We start from the raw sequence: 20,305 nt of genomic DNA on the forward strand, positions 1-20,305 counted from the left end.
GAGCGCATGTCCCGTCTGAGCCCCACCGCCGCCCGCGTCGTCCAGTACAGCCGTTTCGGCGACGCGGACGTCCTCGAGATCGCCGAGGTCGAGCGGCCGAAGCCCGGGGCGAGCGAGGTGCTGGTCGAGGTGCTCTCCGCCGGGGTGAACCACATGGAGGCGTTCATCCGGCAGGGCCAGTTCGACTCCGACCACTCCGCCGCCTTCCCGATGCGCCAGGGCACCGACTTCTCGGGCGTCGTCGTCGCCCTCGGCGAGGGCGTCACCGACATCAGGCTCCGCAGCGACGTGGTCGGCCACGCGCTCGTCGGCTCGCACGCGACCCACGTCGTGGTGCCGCGCCGCAACCTCGTCGCCAAGCCCGCCTCCGTGAGCTGGGAGGTCGGCGGCGCGCTGTTCCTCGCCGGAGTGACCGCGTGGCGTGCGCTCGAGGCCACGCACGTCGGACCGGACGACACCGTCCTCGTCTCCGCCGCGGCCGGAGGAGTGGGCAGCCTCGAGATCCAGCTGGCGAAGCTCCGCGGCGCGACGGTGATCGGCACCTGCGGCGAGCGCAACTTCGACTACCTCCGACAGATCGGCGTGAAGCCGGTGGTCTACGGCGACGGGATCGCCGACCGCATCCGGGCCGCGGCGCCCGGCGGGGTCACGGTGTTCCTCGACAACTTCGGCGGGGAGAACGACGCCCTCGCCGACGAGCTCGGCATCGCGGCGGGCCGCTTCCACTCCAGCGACGACCGCAAGGAGATCGAGCTGCGCGCCGTCTGGCCCGACGCCGAGACCGCCCAGCGCGACACCGAGATCCTCGGCGAGCTGGTCGGCCTCGTCGGCGAGCAGAAGCTGCGGGTGCTCGTCTCGGGCTTCTACCCCTTCGACCAGGTGCAGGACGCCTTCGACGACCTCGAGAAGCGGCACTCGCGCGGCAAGATCGTCCTCGGCATGAACCCGGTGGACCCGGCGAAGGTCACCAAGGCGCGCGACATCCACGAGGCCGGCCGCTAGCCTTACCCTCCCGGCGGCTGTCCGGGCTGCTCTCCGGGCGGCCACAATGGGGCCGTGGCGCGCGGACGCCCGGGAGGAGTGACGCGATGGAGGAGCCCGTCGTCGCGATCGTCTGGATCGTCTCGTTCGTGGTGGTGACCGTCCTGGTCACCGGGCTGTCGGGGCGGGTGAACTGGTCCGCTCCCGTGGCGCTCGTCGCCGTCGGAGCCCTCGCCTCCTTCGTCCCCGGGATCCCGGAGGTGGTGGTCGAGCCGGACGTGGTGCTGTTCGGGATCCTGCCGCCGCTGCTCTACGCGGCGGCGATCCGCACCTCCGTCCTCGACGTCCGCGCCCGCGGCGACAGCATCCTCCTGCTGTCGGTCGGGCTCGTCGTCTTCACGGTCGCGGTGGTCGGCGCGGTGGCCTGGATGGTCGTCCCGGCGATCACGGTCGCCGCAGCCCTCGCGTTCGGCGCGATCGTGGCGCCCACGGACGCGGTGGCGGTCACGGCGATCGCGGGGCGGCTCCGCCTGCCGCGGCGGATGCTCACGGTGCTCGAGGGCGAGAGCCTCCTCAACGACGCGACCGCGCTGGTGGCGCTGAACGCCTCCCTCCTGGCGATCGTCAGCACGGTCACTCCCGGGCGCATCGCGCTCGACTTCGTGCTGGCCGTGGCGGTGGGCGGCGGGGTCGGGATCGGCATCGCCGTGCTGCTCGGGTTCGTGCGCAAGCAGGTGCAGTCGTCCGTCCTGGACACGAGCCTCTCGCTGGTGACGCCCTACGTCGCGTTCATCCCGGCGCAGCTGCTGCACGGCTCCGGGGTGCTGGCGGTCGTGGTCGCGGGGCTCTACCTGGGCTACCGGGCGCCGGTCATCCAGTCGGCGCAGGCGCGGATCGCGGAGTCGCTCAACTGGCGGACGATCCAGTTCCTGCTCGAGAACGCGGTATTCCTCTTCATCGGGCTGAGCCTGTCGTCGGTGGTGGAGGCGACGGCCGACTCGGGCATCGGGGTCTGGCAGACGGTCGGCATCGGCGCGGCCGTGCTCGCGGCGCTGGTCGGGAGCCGCGTGGCCTGGATGTGCATGACGACGCTGCTGTTCCGGCACGGTCCGCGCCGGCTGCAGCAGCGCGGGTGGACCTGGCCGACCGCGATCGGGGTGTCGTTCGCGGGCATCCGCGGCGTGGTCACCCTCGCCGCCGCGTTCCTCCTGCCCGCGGAGACGCCGCAGCGCGCGTTCCTGCAGTTCCTCGCCTTCATCGTGGTGGCGGGGACGCTCGTCGAGGGGCTCGCGCTCCCGCGGCTCGTCCGCGCCCTGAAGCTGCCGGCCCCGAACGAGATGCAGGAGCACGTCGAGAAGCAGATGCTGCTCGCCGAGGCGCAGGCCGCCGGGCTCGCCCGGCTCGACGCGGAGCCGCAGGACGGAGTGGAGGACCGCGTGCTCGACCGGCTGCGGCGGAACGCGACGTTCCTCGCCGACGCCCTGGAGAATCCGCCGGAGGGCGAGGGCGTGGAGCCGCTCCCGCAGGCCTACAACCGGCTCCGGCGCGTGATGATCACGGCCGAGCGGGAGGCGGTGCTCCGCGCGCGCTCCGAGGGGCGGTACCAGGAGCCGGCGGTGGTGAGCGCTCTGGCGTTCCTCGACGTGGAGGAGGAGGCGCTGGCGGTCGGGCGGCAGTAGCGCCGGGAGGGCGGGGACCCCGGGTGGGATCCCCGCCCTCTCGGCGGTACGGTGTCCGGGCTCAGTCCAGGGTGGAGCGGACCGAGGCGCGGGCCTCGTCGAGCGCGGCGCGTAGGGCGTCGACGCTCGCGGTCGTCACGGATCCCGAGGAGGCGGCGGTGCGTAGCTCCGCGCGCAGCTCGTCGCGGAACTCGGTGAGCAGCACCTCGGCGTCGCGCAGGGCGATCCGCGAGGCGGTGCGCGCGTCGGGCGAGGCCGGCGCGGCCTGCTCCGGCGCGGGCTGCTCGGAGGGGGTGCCGGACGTGTCCTGCGGGCGCGGCTCCTCGGCGGAGTGCTCCGGTCGGCGTCCGGGCTCCCGCGAGTCGCGGGCGGCGCTGGCCAGGTCGGCGCGGAGACTCTTCATCGCCTCCGCGACGCCGAGGCGGACCTCGTCGGCGAGCCGGCGGACGGAGTCGGTGAGCTCCTCCTCGATGTCGCCCAGGTCGGTCGCGCGGTTCGCGAGCTCGGCGCGGCCGGCGTCGGTGATGGAGTAGACGGTCTTGCGGCCGTCGGCCTCCTTCGTGACGAGTCCCTCCTCCTCGAGCTTCGCGAGGCGCGGGTAGACGGTGCCGGCGCTGGGCGCGTAGGTGCCGCCGAAGCGCTCGCTGAGCGCCTGGATCAGCTCGTAGCCGTGGCGCGGCGACTCGGCGAGGAGGTTGAGCAGGTAGAGGCGCAGGCGGCCGTGCGCGAAGACGGGGCTCACAGCGAGCTCCCGTCCATCGGGCGGCGGCCGTCGGCGGGGCCGGTGCCGGGGGAGCCCCAGCCCTCGCCCACCGAGGCGGAGGACGCGGCGACGGACCGGCGGACGACGACCACGTCTCCCGAGACGGAGTTGGCGGCGACGTCGACCCACTTCGAGTCGAGCGAGCCCGTGGTCGAGGTGAAGCCCCGGCCGAAGGTGCCCTTGACGACGGAGCCGTCGAGCTGGAGCGTGCCCGAGACGGTGTTGATGCGGTAGCGGGCGCCGAGGCCCTCGTCGACACGGATCGTGAGGTCGCCGCTGACGGTGTTGGCCTGGATCCGGTCGGGGGTGCCCTCGGCGTCGACGAACACGCTGCCCGAGACGCCGTCGACGGTGAAGCGGGTGAGCTCGCCGGTCGCGGTGACGTCGCCGGAGACGGTGCGCGCGGTGACGCGGCCGGTGTGGCTGCGGACCGAGAGCTCGCCGTGGACGGTGTTCACCTCGATGTCGCCGTGCAGGCCGTCGACGACGATGTCGCCGCCGACCGTCGAGACGCGGGCGTCGCTGTGGAGGCCCGAGACCAGGCCGTCGGCCGAGACGGTGTCGAACTTGAGGTCGACGCCGCGGGGGACGAGGAGGCTGATGTCGGCGCGGTCGCCGCGGCGGCCGAGGCCCTTCACGACGTCGACGATGGTGTCCCAGCGGAGCTGGACGTGGTCGATCTCGAGGCGGTCGCCGTCCATCGAGACCTTGAGCGGGCGGCCGTCGACGCTGTGGACCTCCACGCGAGCGGTCGGCTCGTCGTGGGCGATGACGTCGATCTGGCCGCCGACGAGGGCGACCTTGACCGAGCGGACGACGTCGAGGTCGATGACCTTCGTCTCGCCGGCCTGTACGAGCCATTTCTCGAGGGACATGAGCTCCTCCTCCTGCACCGGAGTGCCTTTCTGAAACGCGATACATCGCGAGTGGACGAGAGTCACGATATATCTCGATCGCTGCGGTCGGCAACGGGGCTCGGCCGGTTCCCAGCGTCGAGCGGCAGGGACCGGGGGCGGGATGAGGCCGGGGGCCGGAGCCGAGGCCGCCGTCGAGGGGGTGAGGCCGCGGCGGGCGCCGTGGTAGACCGGGCGCATGGACCCGATCGCGGCACTCGAGGAGATCGCAGCACTGCTCGAGCGGGAGCGGGCCTCCCGCTACCGGGCGAAGGCGTTCCGCCGGGCGGCCGCGGTGCTGGAGGGGATGGCGTCCGCCGAGCGTGACGACCTCGCCCTCGTGCGGCGGGCCTCCGGGATCGGCGACACGACCTTCACGGTGATCGAGCAGGCGCGGTCGGGCCGGGTGCCCGACTACCTCGCGGAGCTGCGCGGCTCGGCTCCTCCGCCCGCGAGCGCCTTGCGGGGACGGCTGCGCGGCGATCTCCACAGCCACAGCGAGTGGTCCGACGGGGCGACGCCCGTCCTCGCGATGGCGGACGCGGCCCGCGCGCTCGGCCACGAGTACCTGGCGCTCACCGACCACTCGCCGCGGCTCCGGGTCGCCCACGGTCTCAGCGCGGAGCGGCTGGAGGAGCAGCTCGCCCATCTCGCGGGCCTCGACACCGGGCCCCTGCGGCTGCTCAGCGGGATCGAGGTGGACGTCCTCGAGGACGGCGCGCTCGACCAGACGGACGAGCTGCTGGACCGCCTCGACGTGGTCGTCGCGAGCGCCCACTCGAAGCTGCGGCTGCCCTCCCGTGAGGTGACGGCCCGGCTGGTCGCGGCGGCCTCGGATCCGCGGACCGACGTCCTCGGCCACGTCACGGGGCGGCTGGTGTCGGGCGAGCGCGGCACCCGCCCGCCGTCGACCTTCGACGCCCGGGCCGTGTTCCGCGCGTGCGCCGACCACTCCACCGCGGTCGAGATCAACGCCCGCCCCGAGCGCGAGGACCCGCCGGACGAGCTGATCGAGCTCGCGCTCGAGGAGGGCTGCCTGTTCTCGATCGACAGCGACGCGCACGCTCCGGGCCAGCTGGGCCTGCTCGACTACGGGGCCGAGCGGGCGGAGCGGCTCGGCGTCCCGGAGGAGCGGATCGTGACCACCTGGCCGGTCGAGCGGCTCCTGGAGTGGACCCGCGGTTGAGGATCCTCGCGCGTTGCGCAAACGAACTGCGGCCATCACCCCCTTGACAGGAGGCCGTACCGCGGGAGGAGATCCGACGCAAGTGGCGAAATCCCAGCCGCCCACGCGGCATGCTCGGTACCGGTCCGCTCCTCCTGGGCCGCTCCAGCGGTCGGGAGTCGCGCTCCGTCGTACTCTCCGCTCCGACAGACCAGGTGAACCATGGCCACGCAGACCGCTCTCGACGCCGTGCGCGCCGCTCCCACTCTGCTCGAGGCCGTCCGGATGGCGGACGAGCTGACGGTCGCCGCGGTGAGCGACGGCGGCGGCCGCGCGGTGCGCCTGCTCACCCGCGCAGCCCTGGACCCCTCGGACCAGCTCACCGCGATCGCGGCCGTGCACTCGCTCGCGCAGGTCTTCGACGAGGAGGCCGACCTCGCGCTGCTGATGCTGCTCGAGGACGAGCGCCCGTACCTCCGCGAGCACGCCGCCTGGGCCTTCGGCGGGCGCCTGCCCCGCCCTGCCGCGCTCGGGCCGCTGCTGCGCCTGGTCCGCGACGGCGGCTTCTCCGGCATGCTCGCGCAGCGCACCGTCCTGCTCTGGGCCTCCTCGACCCCCGACCTCGTCGCCGTCGCGCTCGAGGGCGCGCTGCTCGGCGAGCGCGAAGCGGCGGCCCGGGCACGGCTCGTCGAGACCCTGGGCCTCGTGCCCGGCACGATCGCCGAGCGCACCCTCCTGCACGTGGCCGCCGATCGCGCGGAGGGGCTGGAGGCGCGGGCCGCCGCGACGGACGCGCTCGGCGAGCGCGGCTCCGACGACGCCGAGCTCCTGCTCACCGGCCTGGCCGAGGAGGCGGCGCCGATCGGGCCCCTCGCCCGGCTCGCCCTCGGCGACCTCGCCCCCGCACCGGCCGTGGAGGCCGGGCCGACGGTCGCGCAGCTCTTCGTCCACGCCGACATCGACGGCACCCTGACGCGGGTGGGCGCCGGCGACAACGGCGGCATCGCGACCCTGCTGGTGCGCCTGGGCGACTCCCTCGTCGAGCAGGAGGGCATCGACCGGGTGCTCACGCTCTCGCGCGGGACCCCGGCCGAGGCCGAGCGCGCGCTCGGCGAGCTGCCCGACTCCGGCCACGGCTTCGCTCCGGTCCCGTTCGTGGGGCCGCCCGTGGCCATGCCCCAGGCGTGGAGCCGTCGCATCGCCGCCGAGCGCGGCATCCGCCGGATCCTGCGCGCGGCCGGTCGGGTCGACGTGCTGCACCTGCGCATGGCGGACGTCGGATCCCTCGCGGCGGCCGCGGTCGCCCGGGAGCTCGAGATCCCCGTCGTGTTCACCCTCGCTCCGGACCCGCACGCCCTGATCGCGGGCCTGGACGCGTCCGGCGCCCTCACCCGCGCGGACTTCGGCGAGCGCGACGCCGCCGAGCACTTCTGGTTCCGCGTGCGCCTGGTGCAGCGCCTGGCCGCCGACGCCGCGCACACCGTCCTGTTCCCGCGGGAGGAGCTGGCGGCGACCATCCGCGAGCTGATCGGCGTCGACATCACCGCGCACCCGGAGCGGCACACGATCGTCCCGGAGGGGATCGACGTCGGACTGGTCGAGCGCGGCGAGGCGGCCGCACGGGCCTCCGCCGCCGGTGAGCCGGTCGCGCTGGACGAGGGCGGGGACCTGGCCTCGCTCGACCTCCTGCTGGAGGAGCTGCCCGAGCACCGCCGCGGCCTCCCGCTGCTGCTCAGCGTGGGCCGCCTGCACCGGGTGAAGGGGATGGCGGCGCTCGCCGAGGCCTGGGCGTCCGACCCCTCGCTCCGGGAGCGCGCCAACCTGCTCCTGGTCGGCGGCGACCTCGCCGACCCGAGCCCCGACGAGCGCGAGCAGCTCGACCGCATCCGCGCCGTCGCGTCCGACGGGCTGCTCCTGGCCGGACACCGCCCGAACGGCACCGTGGCCCGCTGGCTCGGCGCGATCCGGCACGGCCGACCGGGGATCTCAGCTCCGGGAGGCGCCTACGTCTGCGCGAGCGTCAAGGAGGAGTTCGGCATCGCCCTCCTCGAGGCGCTCTCCGCAGGACTGGTCGTCGTCGCTCCGGCGACAGGCGGGCCCGCGACCTACGTCGAGGAGGGGGAGACCGGCTTCCTGGTCGACACCGCCGACCCCGCGGCGCTCGCCGCCGGCGCCGCCGCCGCACTGGATCTCGCAGGAGGGCCTCTCGGCGAGCACGCCGCGGCCCGCGGGCACGCGATGGTCGCCGAGCGCTACACGGTGCAGGCCATGGCTCATGCCCTCTCGGGCGTCTACGCGCATGCGACCGCGGACCAGGAGCGTCCTCTCCGCTCGCCGCTCGTGCTGGGGGCCTCGTGACCCTGCTGATCATCAGCCCCGACTACGCGTCGCACCTGCTGCCGCTGGCGACCCTCGGCACGGCCTGGCAGGAGGCGGGCGAGCGCGTCGTCGTGGCGACCGGCGACGCGACGCGCTCCATCGTGGACGGCTTCGGATTCGAGCACATCGCGCTCCGGCTGGGGCGCGGCTCCAACCCGGGCACGATCCGCGCGGAGGAGCAGGCGCCCGACGAGGGCGCGTCCCTCCGCGGCTTCTTCGACGCCACCCGGCGCGGGATGGTCCCGACCCTCGCCTACCAGGCGCGGGAACGGCTCACCGACCTGCTCTGGGATCCGTCCGGCGTCGCCGCGCGCCTGCGCGTGATCCTCGACGAGGTGCAGCCCGACGCGATCGTGGTCGACCACCTCGCCTTCACCGCGCGCGTGGCGCTGAAGGCACTCCGCGTGCCCTACGGCGACGTCGTGCTCGGCCACCCCAGCGCGCTCACGGTGCCCGGCGAGGTCTACGGCTTCCCCCCGGTCTGGCCGGACGCCTTCGCTCCGGAGCCGGACGACCTCGATGCGCTCCGCGCCCTCTGCGAGCGGGTGCGCGACTCCTTCACCGCGGAGTGGAACGCCGCCCTCACCACCCTCGACCCCGGGGCGGCGCCCAGCGCCGACGCCTTCGCCGAGAGCGGCGACGTCCTGCTGCTCAACTACCCGGGCGAGCTCCACGACTCGGCCCGCACCGCTCAGCTGCCGCCGCACGCGTTCCTCGGCTCCGCCGTCCGCGAGGAGCCCGACGACGCGGAGGTCGAGGAGTGGCTCGCCGCGTCCGAGGATCCGGTCGTCTACGTGAGCTTCGGCAGCTTCCTCTCGGTGCGCGACGACGTGCTCGCCCGGGTCGTCGAGGCCCTGGCCGGCGTCGAGGTCGGGCGCAGGCCCGTCCGGGTGGCTCTCGCCTCCGGCGCGACCGAGCGCTCGGCCCTGGGCGAGGTCCCCGAGGGCTGGCTGGTCCGCGGCTTCCTGCCGCAGGTCGCGCTCCTGCGCCGGGCCGCGCTCGCGGTCAGCCACGGCGGCAACAACAGCGTCACGGAGGCGATGACCGCCGGCGTGCCGCTCGTCGTCCTCCCGTTCTCGACGGACCAGTTCGCGGGGGCGGCCGCACTCGAGGACGCCGGGTTCGCCGCCGTGCTCGACCCCAACGCCGCCTCCGCGGGAGAGCTCGCGGAGGCTGCGCGGCGGATGCTCGCACTCGACGCTCCCGCCCGGGAACGGCTGACGGCGCTCGCCGAGGGCCTCGCCCGCGAGACGGGGCCGCAGCGGGCCCTCTCCGCCCTGAGCGGAGCGACCGTCCAGCGCTAGCCTGGGCCGATGGTCGAGCCGACACCCCGGGACGCGCCCCTGCGCGCCGAGCGGGACGCTGGGCGGGCGGAGCCGATGCTGGGCGCTCTCGGCGCGTTCGGGCGCTTCGAGGGGATCGTCCCTCCGCTGTTCGAGGCGGCCATGCGGATCCTGCACCCCTCCGACGACCCGCCCCGGCGCTGGCGCGAGGTCGCCGAGCGGGAGGGGACGCTCCTGCATCCGCTCGCGCAGTGGTACTCGCTCACCGGTGAGCATCCCGACGAGTACGCGGAGCCCCGCCTCGGAGTGCTCCCGCTCGACGAGCTCGCGGCCGTCGCCGCCGTGCTCGCGGAGCACACGAGCACCCCCGAGGACTGCCTCGCCGTGTTCTGGGAGGGGTTCGGCGTGCTGAGCGGCGGGTCGCGGATCCTGATCTCCCGCGCGGACGCCTCGGACGAGCTGCCCGAGTGGATGAGCGACACCCGGCCGACCGGCTGGGAGCACCCCGAGACCGCCGCCGCGGCGACGGTCGAGCTGCCGGGGCGGGAGGGGCCTCTGCTCTCGCTCGACGTCCGGGTGCTCGAGGACACCGCGTGGGCGCGCGCGGCGGGCTTCGCCGACGCCTCCGGGCTCGTCGTGCAGACTCCGCTCGCGCTCTGGCCGGAGGACCGGGCCTGGTACCTCGCGAGCGAGGTCGACTTCGACTCGACGCTGATCGGCGGCTCGCGCGCCCTCGTCGACGACCTGCTGCGGCTCTCCGCCGCGGGGCGGATCGAGGCGCTCCTGCTGCCGGAACAGGTGGACCTCACGAGCACCGGTGACCGGCTCAACCCGAGGCGGCGGTGACGGGGTGAGCGACGAGGACGACGAGCGCTGGCTCGTGGTGAAGGGCCGCCGGTGGCGGCGCACCGATCCCTCGCTGCCGGAGGACGTGGTCGCCGGCCTCACCTCGCACCTCGGGCGCGGGCGCTCGGGAGTGCGCTCGGCCAGGACGCACGAGGACGCGGAGGCGGAGGCGCTGGCGCGCAGGAGGGTCGGGCTCGCCAAGCACGGGCTGGGCGAGCGCGGACCGGCATGGTGGGACGAGCCCGAGGCCGATCGGCTCGAGCGCGCCCGCGAGGCGCTGCGGGCGCTCGAGGAGCTCGACGCTCCGGAGGACTGACTCGGCTTCTGCATCCCCCGAGCGTGCTCGCCGGGCGAGGCGGGCGGGGAGGGCCCGAGCGGATCCGGGGAGAGCGCGCGGATCCGCGGCCTGTGGAGGACGACCGCCCCCGCGGAGGCCGCCGACCGAGGCCGCCCGCCGAGGCCGCCCGCCGAGCCCGCCCGCCCCTAGCGGAACCTCACCACGAAGCCGTCCTCCGGCCCGGTCGGGAAGCTCTGCATGCTCACGCGCAGATCCTGCCCGTCCTCGACGTCGTACGGGTGCCCCGCGGCCAGGAGCTCCAGCGCCGCGGACAGCAGGTCGACGGTCGCCGGCTCGCCCGGGCACCGGTGGTCGCCTCCGTAGTGCCCGCCGCCCTGGGCGATGAAGCCGTTGCGGTCGACCGGCGACCGGAACCGCTCCGGATCGAAGCGGCCCGGCGCCTCCCAGTGCGAGCCGTGGTCCGTCGCGTAGAGGTCGAGCAGCATCCACTGCCCCGCGGGAAGCGTCTCGCCGCGGAAGTCCAGCTCCCGGCGGGCCCTTCCTCCGACCATCGGGAAGAACGGGTAGAAGCGCCGCACCTCGTTCGCGAACGCGACGCGCTCCTCCTGGTCGGCGAGCCGCTCCCGCCACTCCGGATGCCGGTGCAGCGCGAGCGCCGCCAGCACCACGAAGCGCCCCACCGCGACCGTGGGTCGCAGCACGTTGATCAGCTCCACCGCGGCGACCTCGACGGGCAGGAGGCCGCCGTCCTCCTTCTCGTGCGCGATCCGGTGCAGGGGAGTCGGGGAGGGGCCGGCCGCCCGGCTCGCCTCGATCAGGCCGCGCGCCCACCGCTCGGTCGAGCGGCGGCGGAGTCGCGCGGCCCAGTTGGGCGGGCCGAAGCGCCCGGCGTTGTCGATCATCGCCCGGAGCTCGTCCGTGCGCCGCAGCACCTCCTCCTCGTCGGCCTCGATGCCGGCCCAGGACAGGACCGCGCGGCCCAGGACCTCGGCGGCGACGTCCTGGAGGCGGACCCGCTCGCCGGTCAGACGGGCGGCGACCGCCTGCCACTCCCGCGCGAAGGCCGCGACCAGCCTCGACCGCTGCTCGGGCGTCTCCACCAGATCCAGGAACATCCGCTTCCGCCTCCGGTGCGGCTCGTCCTCGAGGGTCTGCACGCTGCCCTCGTCCTGCAGGAGGTGCAGCACGGAGTCGGGCAGCGCGCCCTCGCGGTCGAAGCGCCCGCCCTCGTAGAAGAAGCGCGCCGCCTCGATGCCGCGCGCCGTGATCACGGGCCGTCCGAGGATCCGGGTGCGGAACGCGTCCGTTCCCACGTCGTCGAAGCGCCGCGTCCCGAAGAGGTAGCCGTCGGCGAGGACGGCCGCGCTGCTGTCGATCGCGGGGAGGACGGGGATCGAGGCGGCGATCAGCCGGCCGATCCCTCGGTGTCGTCGCCCTCGGCCTGCGAGGGCTTGTCGACGCCCGCGTCGTCGACGTGGTCGTGGTTCTGCGGGTTCTCCTGCGGCTGCTCGGTCCGGTCGGTCATGGTGCTCCTCTCGCGTCGGCGCGGTGCGCGCCTCGCGGCCACGGTAGGAAGAGCGCGGCGGAGCCGGGTACCCCGTTGACTCGCGGGGGAGGGGCGGGCAGACTCCGCCGCCCTCAGCGCCTCCGCAGGAGGACCGGCGCGGTCGCCCAGACCACGGCGAGCAGCAGCAGCACGCCTCCGCCCGCCCAGAGGCCCGCCGGCCCGCCCAGCACGACGTCGAACACGAAGCCCACGACTCCGACGAACAGCAGCGATCCCGCCGCGAGGCACACCGTGACCACCCGGTTGCCGAACCGCACCAGCTCGGCCTTCCTCCGCCGCTGGAACAGCAGCCGGTGGGCGATGACCGGTGCCAGCGCCAGGATCGTGACGCACGCGGCGAGCAGGACGAGCACGAGGTAGAGCGCCACGTCCGGCGGCGCGAGGTCGGCGAAGCGCTGCTGGAAGCACAGCGTCAGCAGGAAGCCGCCCAGGATCTGCGTGCCGGTCTGCACGACCCGCAGCTCCTGCAGGATCTCGTTCCAGTTGCGGTCGGATCGCTCCTCCACTGTCTCGTCGCGACCGGAGTCGGGGGCGGAGGGGTCGACGGGTCGGTCGCTCATGGGACGAGGGTAGAGCTCAGGCGAGCAGGGACTCCGCCAGCGAGATCGCCCCGCGCACCCCGGACTCGTCGCCGAGGGCCGGGCGCACGATGCGGATTCGCCCGCCGCCCGTCCCCGTCGCTCCGGGCGCGCCCATCAGCCGCTCGACCTCGGCCTCGACCGCGGGGACGAGCCCCGGCGTCTTCGACACGCCTCCGCCGACGACCGCGAGCCGCACGCCCGCGACGTAGGCGAGCGTCGTGACGAGCTGCGCGAGGTAGTAGGAGCTGAAGCGGAGGTTGGCGGCCGCCTCCTCGGGGCCGAGGCGGGAGCCGTCGACGCCCCAGCGCGCCGAGATCGCGGGACCGGCGACCAGGCCCTCGAGGCAGTCGCGGTGGAACGGGCAGGTGCCGGCGAAGCCGTCCTCGGGGTGGCGGCGGGGCAGCAGGTGCGCGACCTCGGGCCAGCCGCTGCCGGCGAGGAGCCGTCCGCCCGCGATCACGCCGCCCCCGACTCCGGTGCCGACGGTCAGGTAGACGAAGTCGTCGACTCCGGCTCCGGCGCCCCAGCGGGACTCGCCCAGCGCGGCTCCGTTCACGTCGGTGACCAGCGCGAGCCGGGCGCCCGGTGCGGCCGCGCCGATGGGGCCGAGGACGTCGGTGCCCTCCCAGCCGAGCTTCGGCGTGGAGGTGAGGTGCCCGTAGGTCGGGGAGCCGGGGTCGATGTCGAGCGGGCCGAAGGAGGCGACGCCGACCGCGGCGACGGTGCCGTCGACACCGTGGCCGCTGACGAAGCCGGCCAGATCGGCGAGAGTCTCGGCGGGCCCGCGGGTCGGCAGGGTCGTCGTCGCGAGGATCCGCTCGGGATCAGCGGCGTCGGCGACCGCCGCGACGACCTTCGTGCCCCCGGTCTCGATGCCGACGAGGAGGGGACGGTCGGCGGTGGCGCTCATGGATCTCCAGGGCTGGTGCGGTGCGTCTCGGGTCTCAGCAGGCGGACAGCGAGCGCACCTGCGCCGACAGGGTCAGGGGGCTGCCGAGGAGCAGCACCTGATCGAGGTCGTGGCCCTGCATCTTCACACGGGTGCTGCGCGGCAGGCAGGTCGGCTCGCTTAGGTAGAGCGGGGCGCCCTGCTTCGCGGCGACCGGGCCGACGGCCAGCGCGTCGGCGAAGCCGGTGGCGGTCGCGAGGTAGACGGAGTCGCCCAGCTCGGACGGCGGGAAGACGTCGTTGAGGCGTCGGCTGGTGTCGTGGCGGTCCGTCCCGGCGATGCGCGACACGGTGTCGGCGATCTTCGCGGCGCGCAGGTCTGCCTCGACGGCGGTCGAGATCGACGGCGCACCGCCGAGCAGCTGCACGGAGGAGGGGTCGAGTCCGGCGAGGGTGTCGCGGGTCGGCTGGTCGAGGCGCGAGCGGGCGCCGTCGACGAGGAGGACGGGCTCGGCGCGGCGGCCGGCGATCGGCGCGACCGAGAGGGCGTCCGGGAAGTTGGTGCCGGTCGCGACGAAGACGTTCTCGTAGCTGCCGTCCGGGAAGGCGTCCTCGACGATCCGGCGCGAGGTGTCGTAGCGGTCGACGCCCTCGATGCGCTCGGTCGGGATCCCGAGGGCCCGCACCTGCTGGAGCACCGAGTCGCTCACGGAGAGGGCGCTGCCGACCACGACGATCCGCTGCGGGGCGAGGCGGCGCAGCTCGTCCGCCACCACGGCGGGCAGGACGCTCGGGTCGGTGAGCAGGAGCGCGCCGCCCTGCTTCGCGGCGGCGGGGCCGGCGCTCAGCGCGTCCGGCCAGTTCGCTCCGCTGGCGAGGTAGACGACGGGGGCGCCGTCGGCGAATCCGGAGGCGGTCACCGCGACGGCGGTCGCGTACCGGTCGGTCCCGGCGAGGCGGGCGACGTCGGAGGAGTAGGCGGACGGGAAGAAGTCGATGCCGCTGCGGCCGCCCGGCGGCACGGAGACGACCGCGCGCTCGTCGAGGCGGGCCAGGCGCGAGAAGTACTGGTCGTCGTAGGCGGGGTACCCCGGCTCCACGAGGCGCAGGAGGTAGTCGCCGGCGGGCAGGGCGAGGTCGCCCGTGTCCCACGCGCGGGCGGCGCCGGGGGTTCCGGTGACGGGGACGGTGTCGAGCAGCGAGTACGTCCCTCCGTCGACCCACCAGGCCTGCACGTCGAAGGAGGGGGAGGAGACGCCCGGGACCGCGTCGGCGGTGATCGATCCGGACAGCTCGGCGGTGCGCAGGAGGGAGATGGCGACGGACTCGTCGGTCCCCCGGGTCGTCCTCGCGGCCTCGGCGACCGGGGTGTCGCCGAACCAGGTCGGGTACCAGTCGTCGCTGCCGATCAGGTTCGCGCGGACGGTGAGGGGCTCGCCGCCGGGAACGGGGAGGGTGAAGTCGGCGCCCGTGTCCGCCTCGGCGACCACGTCCCCCTCGGCGTTCTGGACCTGGACGTAGAAGGACGGGTTCTCGGGGGCGGGGTGCTCCTCGTCGGCGTCGCGGAGCGCGATGGTGCCGGAGAGGACGACCTCGGCGGCCGCCTCCTGCGCGGCGCTCGCGCCCGGGAGATCGGGGGCGGCGACGGCCGGACCGGCGGCGAGGCCGGCCAGCAGGAGAGCGGAGACGCCGATCGCGGCGAGGGAGCGTGCGGGCACGGCGGGCCTTTCGGCAGGATCCGCGGGAGGCCGCGGCGGACACGGTGTCTGAATGCTAGCCGCCGCCCGCCTCCGGGCGAGGGCGGGTGTCGGCGGGATGGGCCCCCGTCCGGGGGACGATGGTGGTGGATTCCCGGGCCGCCGAAGGAGTCCGCGCGAGCAGGCTCGCCCCGGCGACCCGGGTCGGATCCCCTACTTGACGACCGCTGTGGTGGCGGCGGAGGTGCGCGTCGCCGTCGTGTAGTCGGCCTTCTTGCCGGTGACGGTCACCGTGATCTTCTTCCCCACCGTGGCGCTGGTCGGCTTGTAGGTGGCGGAGGTCGCCCCGGAGATCGCGGTGCCGTTCGCCTTCCACTGGTAGGTGAGGGCCACCGGCGAGGGACCCCAGGAGCCCGGCTTGGCGGTCAGGGTGGAGCCGACCTTCGCGGTGCCGGTGATCGTCGGGGTCGCGGCGGAGAGGGTTCCCGCCACCACGGCGCTCGTCTTCGCGGAGGTCTTCGTCACGGCGGTGAATCCGGACTTCGACCCCGTGACCGTCACGGTGATCGTCTTCCCGAGAGTGGCGCCGGTCGGCGTGTACGTCGCGGACGTCGCCCCGCTCAGAGCGGTGCCGTTCGCCTTCCACTGGTAGGCGAGGGCGACGGGGGAGGGGCCCCAGGTGCCGGGCTTCGCGGTGAGGGTCGAGCCGACCTTCGCGGTGCCGCTGATGGTCGGCGTAGCAGCGGTGATCGCGCCGCCGGTCACGGCAGCGGTCCCGGAAGAGACCCGCGTGGTTGAGACGTAGCCCGACTTCGAGCCCGTGACGGCGACGGTGATCACCCTGCCCGCGTCGCCCGCGACCGGACGGTACGTGGTGCCGGTCGCCCCGCTGATCGCGGTGCCGTTCGCACGCCACTGGTACGCGAGGGCCACGGGGGAGGGGCCCCAGGTGCCGGCGCTCGCCGTGAGCGTCGAGCCGACCGCGGCGGTGCCGGTGACGGTCGGAGTCGCGGCGGTGAGGGCGGTGCCGCCGATGACGATGCTCCTCGTCACGGCGTAGCTCTCTCCGGCGGAGTTCAGAGCGCTCACCCGCAGCGTGTAGGCGGAACCGACGGTCAGATTGGAGAAGGTCTGCGAGAGCTTCGACGCCGACACCACGGTGGACCAGGGACCGGCTCCACTGTTGTCGATGCCGTCGCGCGACACGCGGTAGCCGGTGATCGAGGTTCCTCCGGTGTCGGTCGGCACCTTCCAGTTCAGGGTCGCGCTTCGGGTGGAGCTGTCGGGGATCGCTACGACGGAGTTCGGCTCCGAAGGGGCGTGGTGCGGCTCGACGACGATCGTGGTCGTCGCGGATTCGCCTTGACCGATCTTGTTGAAGGCGGTGACCGAGAAGGTGTACTCGGTGTTCGCCTTCAGATTCGTGAAGGTCTGGCTGTAGGGCTGAGCGGGATCGCTCCGCACGGTACTGACGATGGTCGACCAGGGTCCGCTACCGCTCGCGTCAGTGCCGGACCGGCCGACGCGATAGCCGAGAATCGGCGAGTTGCCGTCCCCAGCCGGCGGCTGCCAGCTCACGACGACTCGGCGATCCGATCCTGCCGTTGCCTGGAGCGATGAGACGGAGGCTGGAGCGGAGGTGCTCCACGTCGCCGTCGCGCACATCTCTTCGCCTCTCGCGAACTCGGCAGTCTCATCTCCGGTGTACTCGTATGTCTCGGCGGCGACGCAGAACTCGTACTGCTGCCCCGGCTTCATCTGGAAGGACGTTTCGCTCGTTCGGAAATCGACGATATCTTCGTATTGATCCGAATAGTCCTGAGTCGCCGCACGCCAGCTGTATCGGTCGAAGGAGCACGACATCCCATCCTTCGTCGGCGAAGTCCATCGCCAGGTGACCGTTCCGGTGCTCGACACCTCTCCGGAGACCTGAGCCGGAGCCGGTGCGGTCCAGAAGTGGTCGATCTCCGCGATCGAGCTGGTGCTCTGGGTATCGGAAGGCACGAGCAGGACTCCGTCGGAACCGCCCTCGAACGGAACGCTGAAATCAGTGACGCTCGCCACTTCGAAGTAGTACGGGTTCCGGTCGGACCCGAGATCCACCGTGATCGACGTGCTGCCGGAAGTTGAGTAGAGCCGGACGGTGTCCTTCCAGCCGCCTCCGTCCCACCAGTCGCCCTCGATCGTGTAGATGTGCACGCGATAGCCGGCGACCTTCTGCGCGGGTGCCGTCCATGAGATGGTGACGGCGTCCGTGCAGCTGTTGTCGGAAGCGACGACGTTCGTCGGCGCAGCCGGCGAGCCCGCGGCCTGGGCCGGGGTCGCGACGAAGAGGGAGAGGAGCAGGGCGAGGAAAAGGGAGACGCTGAGGGTCTTCGTTCGCATGGAGGAGAGCATCCGGATTCGTCGGAGCGAGAAGGCCGACGACTGTCGGACCGGAGGGATCGTCCCATGCCGCTTATCGCTGCACTAAGTCCCCCATTCAGGGCAGAATTCGGTGGATTCCACAGATGTCATCAGCGCGATGACAAGAGAGAGGGATAAGGCCTTCTCGCCGAGAGGCGCAACGTCGTCCCTCCGAAAGCCCCTGCCTCAGGGCGAGGAAGAGTAGTCGCTGCCGCAATACAGCGCCCCGCGCGAGAGCCGCGGCGGTTTCCCGCGCCGCACCCACCGTTCACGCGCGTTCCGTGCGCCCCACGGCGAGAACCGCACGATCGGCGCGTGCAAGACTGGGCGCGAGCGTGCTCCATCCCGTTGCGTCATGCGCGGGGCACGGAGCCACTGGACCCGGTCCGCTCATCCGCATCCTTTCGCAGGAGGACTCGAATGACCGATACCGCCGTGCTCGCCGAGGCACCCGCCCGAACCGCCGTCGCGAAGACGATCCTGATGTGCCGTCCCGAGCACTTCACCGTCGTCTACCGCATCAATCCGTGGATGGACCCGCAGGTCCCCACCGACACCTCCCTCGCCGTCCGGCAGTGGCAGACCCTCTACGACACCTACGCCGACCTCGGCTTCACGATCGAGCTGATCGAGCCCGAGGCCGGACTGCCGGACATGGTCTACGCGGCCAACGGCGGATTCGTGATCGACGGCATCGCCTACGGCGCCTCCTTCACCTACCCCGAGCGCCAGCCCGAGGGCCCGGCGTACATGGACTGGTTCCGCTCGGCCGGCTTCGACGTCCGCGTCCCCGAGGAGGTCAACGAGGGCGAGGGCGACTTCCTCCTCGTCGGCGAGCGGATCCTCGCCGGCACAGGCTTCCGCTCCGCCTCCGACTCGCACGCCGAGGTCGCCCGCGTCTTCGGCCGCGAGGTCGTCACGCTCGAGCTCGTGAACCCGTCGTTCTACCACCTCGACACCGCGATCGCCGTGCTCGACGACACGAACATCGCCTACCTTCCGAGCGCGTTCAGCGAGGAGGGCAACCGCACCCTCCGCGAGCTCTACCCCGACGCGATCCTCGTCTCGGAGGAGGACGCGTCCGTGCTCGGGCTCAACTCCTTCTCCGACGGCCTCAACGTCGTCATCGCCTCCCGCGCGACGGGCTTCGAGCGCCAGCTGCGCGAGCGCGGCTACAACCCGATCGGCGTCGACCTGTCCGAGCTGCTGCTCGGCGGCGGCGGCGTGAAGTGCTGCACGCTCGAGCTGCGCCGCTGACCCACTCCCCGTGGTCGGCGACCCGCAGCGCCGACCCACCCTCCACTGTCCACGATCCGTCGCACTCGACGCCGAGTGCGACGACTCCTGGAGAGTCGATCGTCCCCTCAGGAGGAACGACATGAGCATCACCGACACCGACACCGCCCGCTCCGCCGCCCTCATCGCCGCGGAGGAGGAGCACGCCGCCCACAACTACCACCCGCTGCCCGTCGTCGCGGCCACCGGCGAGGGCGCCTGGATCACCGACGTCGAGGGCGTCCGCTACCTCGACTGCCTCGCCGCCTACTCCGCCGTGAACTTCGGCCACTCGCACCCGGTGCTGCTGGAGGCGGCCCGCGAGCAGCTCGGCCGCGTCACCCTGACCAGCCGCGCGTTCCACAACGACCGCCTCGGCCCGTTCGTCACGGCGCTCGCCGCGCTCGCCGGCAAGGACATGGTCCTGCCGATGAACACGGGCGCGGAGGCGGTCGAGTCGGGCATCAAGGTCGCCCGCGCCTGGGGCTACCGGGTCAAGGGCGTCGCTCCGGGCCGGGCGAACATCATCGTCGCGGCGGGCAACTTCCACGGTCGCACGACCACGATCATCTCGTTCAGCGACGACGCGGAGGCGCGCGACGGCTTCGCCCCGTTCACGCCCGGATTCCGCACGGTCCCGTTCGGGGACGCGGAGGCCCTCGAGGCCGCGATCGACGACGACACCGTCGCCGTGCTGATCGAGCCGATCCAGGGCGAGGCGGGCATCGTCGTGCCGCCGGCCGACTACCTCCCGGCCGTCCGCGAGATCACCGCTCGCCGCAACGTCCTCTTCATCGCGGACGAGATCCAGTCCGGCCTCGGCCGCACCGGCGCCACCTTCGCCTGCGACCTGGTCGGAGTCGTCCCCGACGTCTACCTGCTCGGCAAGGCGCTCGGCGGCGGCATCGTCCCCGTCTCGGCCGTGGTCGCGGACGCCGACGTGCTCGGCGTCCTGCAGCCGGGTCAGCACGGCTCCACCTTCGGCGGCAACCCGCTCGCCGCCGCCGTCGGCCTCGCGGTCGTCGAGATGCTCGCGACCGGCGAGTACCAGGCCCTCGCCCGCGAGCGCGGCGCGCAGTTGCACGCGCGCCTCGAGGCGCTGATCGGCCGGGGAGTGGTCGCCGTCCGCGGCGCGGGACTCTGGGCCGGCATCGACATCGACCCGGGGCTCGCCTCGGGCCGCGCCGTCTGCGAGGCCCTGATGGCCCGCGGAGTGCTGGCCAAGGACACGCACGGCTCGACGATCCGCCTGGCGCCGCCGCTCGTGGTCACCGCCGCCGAGATCGACTTCGCCGTCGACGAGCTGGAGGCCGTGCTCGAGTCGCTGCGCTGAGGCGCACCGTCCTCCCTCCGCGAGGTGCCGCTCCGGTCCGCGGCACGCCGTGTCCGGCGTGCCCGAACGGCATCCCGCGGGAGGGGGAGGGACGTGTTGAGACGGGACGTCTCGATGTCGCGGCAGGCCGTCGCCGCTCTGCGATACTCGCGCGATGAGCACACCTCTCCCGCCGGAGAACACCCCGCCCTCGTCCCCCGACCAACCCGCCGCAGGCCCCGCCTACGGCGGGTTGGTCGGGGGACGAGGGCGGGGTGTTCTCCGGCGGGAG

At 73.6% G+C, this 20,305-nt stretch carries 16 protein-coding genes; 9 read left to right on the forward strand and 7 right to left on the reverse strand.

The features are described from left to right. Window positions 1–6: 6 nt before the first annotated feature. Window positions 7–1,002 (forward strand): NADP-dependent oxidoreductase, encoded by a 996-nt coding sequence (locus tag C5D66_RS13755; RefSeq protein WP_104256061.1) that lies wholly within the window; start codon window positions 7–9, stop codon window positions 1,000–1,002. An 86-nt stretch (window positions 1,003–1,088) separates the two neighbouring features. Next, entirely contained in the window at window positions 1,089–2,660 is a 1,572-nt protein-coding gene (locus tag C5D66_RS13760; protein WP_104274202.1) for a sodium:proton antiporter, read from the forward strand. A 61-nt stretch (window positions 2,661–2,721) separates the two neighbouring features. On the opposite strand, the gene C5D66_RS13765 is transcribed toward C5D66_RS13760, so the two are convergent. Then, window positions 2,722–3,402, reverse strand: coding sequence for a PadR family transcriptional regulator (locus tag C5D66_RS13765; protein WP_104239545.1), 681 nt, complete (start codon window positions 3,400–3,402; stop codon window positions 2,722–2,724). Beyond that, window positions 3,399–4,298: a hypothetical protein gene (locus C5D66_RS13770; protein ID WP_258063932.1), complete on the reverse strand. Its 900-nt coding sequence runs from the start codon at window positions 4,296–4,298 to the stop codon at window positions 3,399–3,401. Before C5D66_RS13770 ends, C5D66_RS13765 begins: the two co-directional genes overlap by 4 nt. Window positions 4,299–4,515: 217 nt before the next feature. Between C5D66_RS13770 and C5D66_RS13775 the strand changes: the two genes are divergently transcribed. The 5 genes from C5D66_RS13775 to C5D66_RS13795 all read left to right on the forward strand — a co-directional run bounded on the left by C5D66_RS13775 (window position 4,516) and on the right by C5D66_RS13795 (window position 10,305). After that, window positions 4,516–5,502: a PHP domain-containing protein gene (locus C5D66_RS13775; protein ID WP_104274201.1), complete on the forward strand. Its 987-nt coding sequence runs from the start codon at window positions 4,516–4,518 to the stop codon at window positions 5,500–5,502. Window positions 5,503–5,703: 201 nt separating this feature from the next. Beyond that, window positions 5,704–7,839, forward strand: a complete 2,136-nt coding sequence (locus tag C5D66_RS13780) for a glycosyltransferase (RefSeq protein WP_104274200.1) — start codon at window positions 5,704–5,706, stop codon at window positions 7,837–7,839. Beyond that, a complete protein-coding gene (locus C5D66_RS13785; protein WP_104326942.1) occupies window positions 7,836–9,164 on the forward strand; it encodes a glycosyltransferase in 1,329 nt (442 codons plus the stop codon). The genes C5D66_RS13780 and C5D66_RS13785 overlap by 4 nt, the downstream gene beginning before the upstream one ends. A gap of 9 nt (window positions 9,165–9,173) precedes the next feature. Further along, complete coding sequence (locus tag C5D66_RS13790) at window positions 9,174–9,989, forward strand: hypothetical protein (RefSeq protein ID WP_146084788.1); 816 nt, start codon at window positions 9,174–9,176, stop codon at window positions 9,987–9,989. A gap of 4 nt (window positions 9,990–9,993) precedes the next feature. Next, complete coding sequence (locus C5D66_RS13795; protein WP_104274617.1) at window positions 9,994–10,305, forward strand: biopolymer transporter Tol; 312 nt, start codon at window positions 9,994–9,996, stop codon at window positions 10,303–10,305. A gap of 167 nt (window positions 10,306–10,472) precedes the next feature. Here C5D66_RS13795 and C5D66_RS13800 read toward each other — a convergent pair whose 3' ends face one another. The 5 genes from C5D66_RS13800 to C5D66_RS13820 form a co-directional block, all read right to left on the reverse strand. Next, window positions 10,473–11,600 carry a cytochrome P450 gene (locus C5D66_RS13800; RefSeq protein ID WP_104274618.1) on the reverse strand — a complete coding sequence of 376 codons (1,128 nt, stop codon included), beginning with the start codon at window positions 11,598–11,600 and terminating at the stop codon, window positions 10,473–10,475. 325 nt (window positions 11,601–11,925) lie between these two features. Beyond that, window positions 11,926–12,414 (reverse strand): DUF6328 family protein, encoded by a 489-nt coding sequence (locus C5D66_RS13805; RefSeq protein ID WP_104223741.1) that lies wholly within the window; start codon window positions 12,412–12,414, stop codon window positions 11,926–11,928. 16 nt (window positions 12,415–12,430) lie between these two features. Next, complete coding sequence (locus C5D66_RS13810; protein WP_104326943.1) at window positions 12,431–13,345, reverse strand: ROK family protein; 915 nt, start codon at window positions 13,343–13,345, stop codon at window positions 12,431–12,433. A 34-nt stretch (window positions 13,346–13,379) separates the two neighbouring features. Then, the gene (locus tag C5D66_RS13815) at window positions 13,380–15,041 is read right to left on the reverse strand and encodes a cell wall-binding repeat-containing protein (protein ID WP_104274591.1); all 1,662 of its coding nucleotides are present in this window, start codon (window positions 15,039–15,041) and stop codon (window positions 13,380–13,382) included. 192 nt (window positions 15,042–15,233) lie between these two features. Next, on the reverse strand, window positions 15,234–17,405 hold the full coding sequence (locus C5D66_RS13820) for a fibronectin type III domain-containing protein (RefSeq protein WP_181028796.1): 2,172 nt from the start codon (window positions 17,403–17,405) through the stop codon (window positions 15,234–15,236). A 441-nt stretch (window positions 17,406–17,846) separates the two neighbouring features. Here C5D66_RS13820 and ddaH point away from each other — a divergent pair, with 441 nt between their 5' ends. Together ddaH and rocD are read left to right on the forward strand one after the other, a co-directional pair. After that, window positions 17,847–18,683: a dimethylargininase gene (ddaH, locus tag C5D66_RS13825; RefSeq protein ID WP_104256072.1), complete on the forward strand. Its 837-nt coding sequence runs from the start codon at window positions 17,847–17,849 to the stop codon at window positions 18,681–18,683. 121 nt (window positions 18,684–18,804) lie between these two features. Further along, window positions 18,805–20,034, forward strand: a complete 1,230-nt coding sequence (gene rocD, locus C5D66_RS13830) for an ornithine--oxo-acid transaminase (RefSeq protein ID WP_181028797.1) — start codon at window positions 18,805–18,807, stop codon at window positions 20,032–20,034. Window positions 20,035–20,305 lie beyond the last annotated feature (271 nt).

It is taken from the genome of Rathayibacter sp. AY1B4, assembly GCF_002932815.1.
Classification (GTDB): Bacteria; Actinomycetota; Actinomycetes; order Actinomycetales; family Microbacteriaceae; genus Rathayibacter.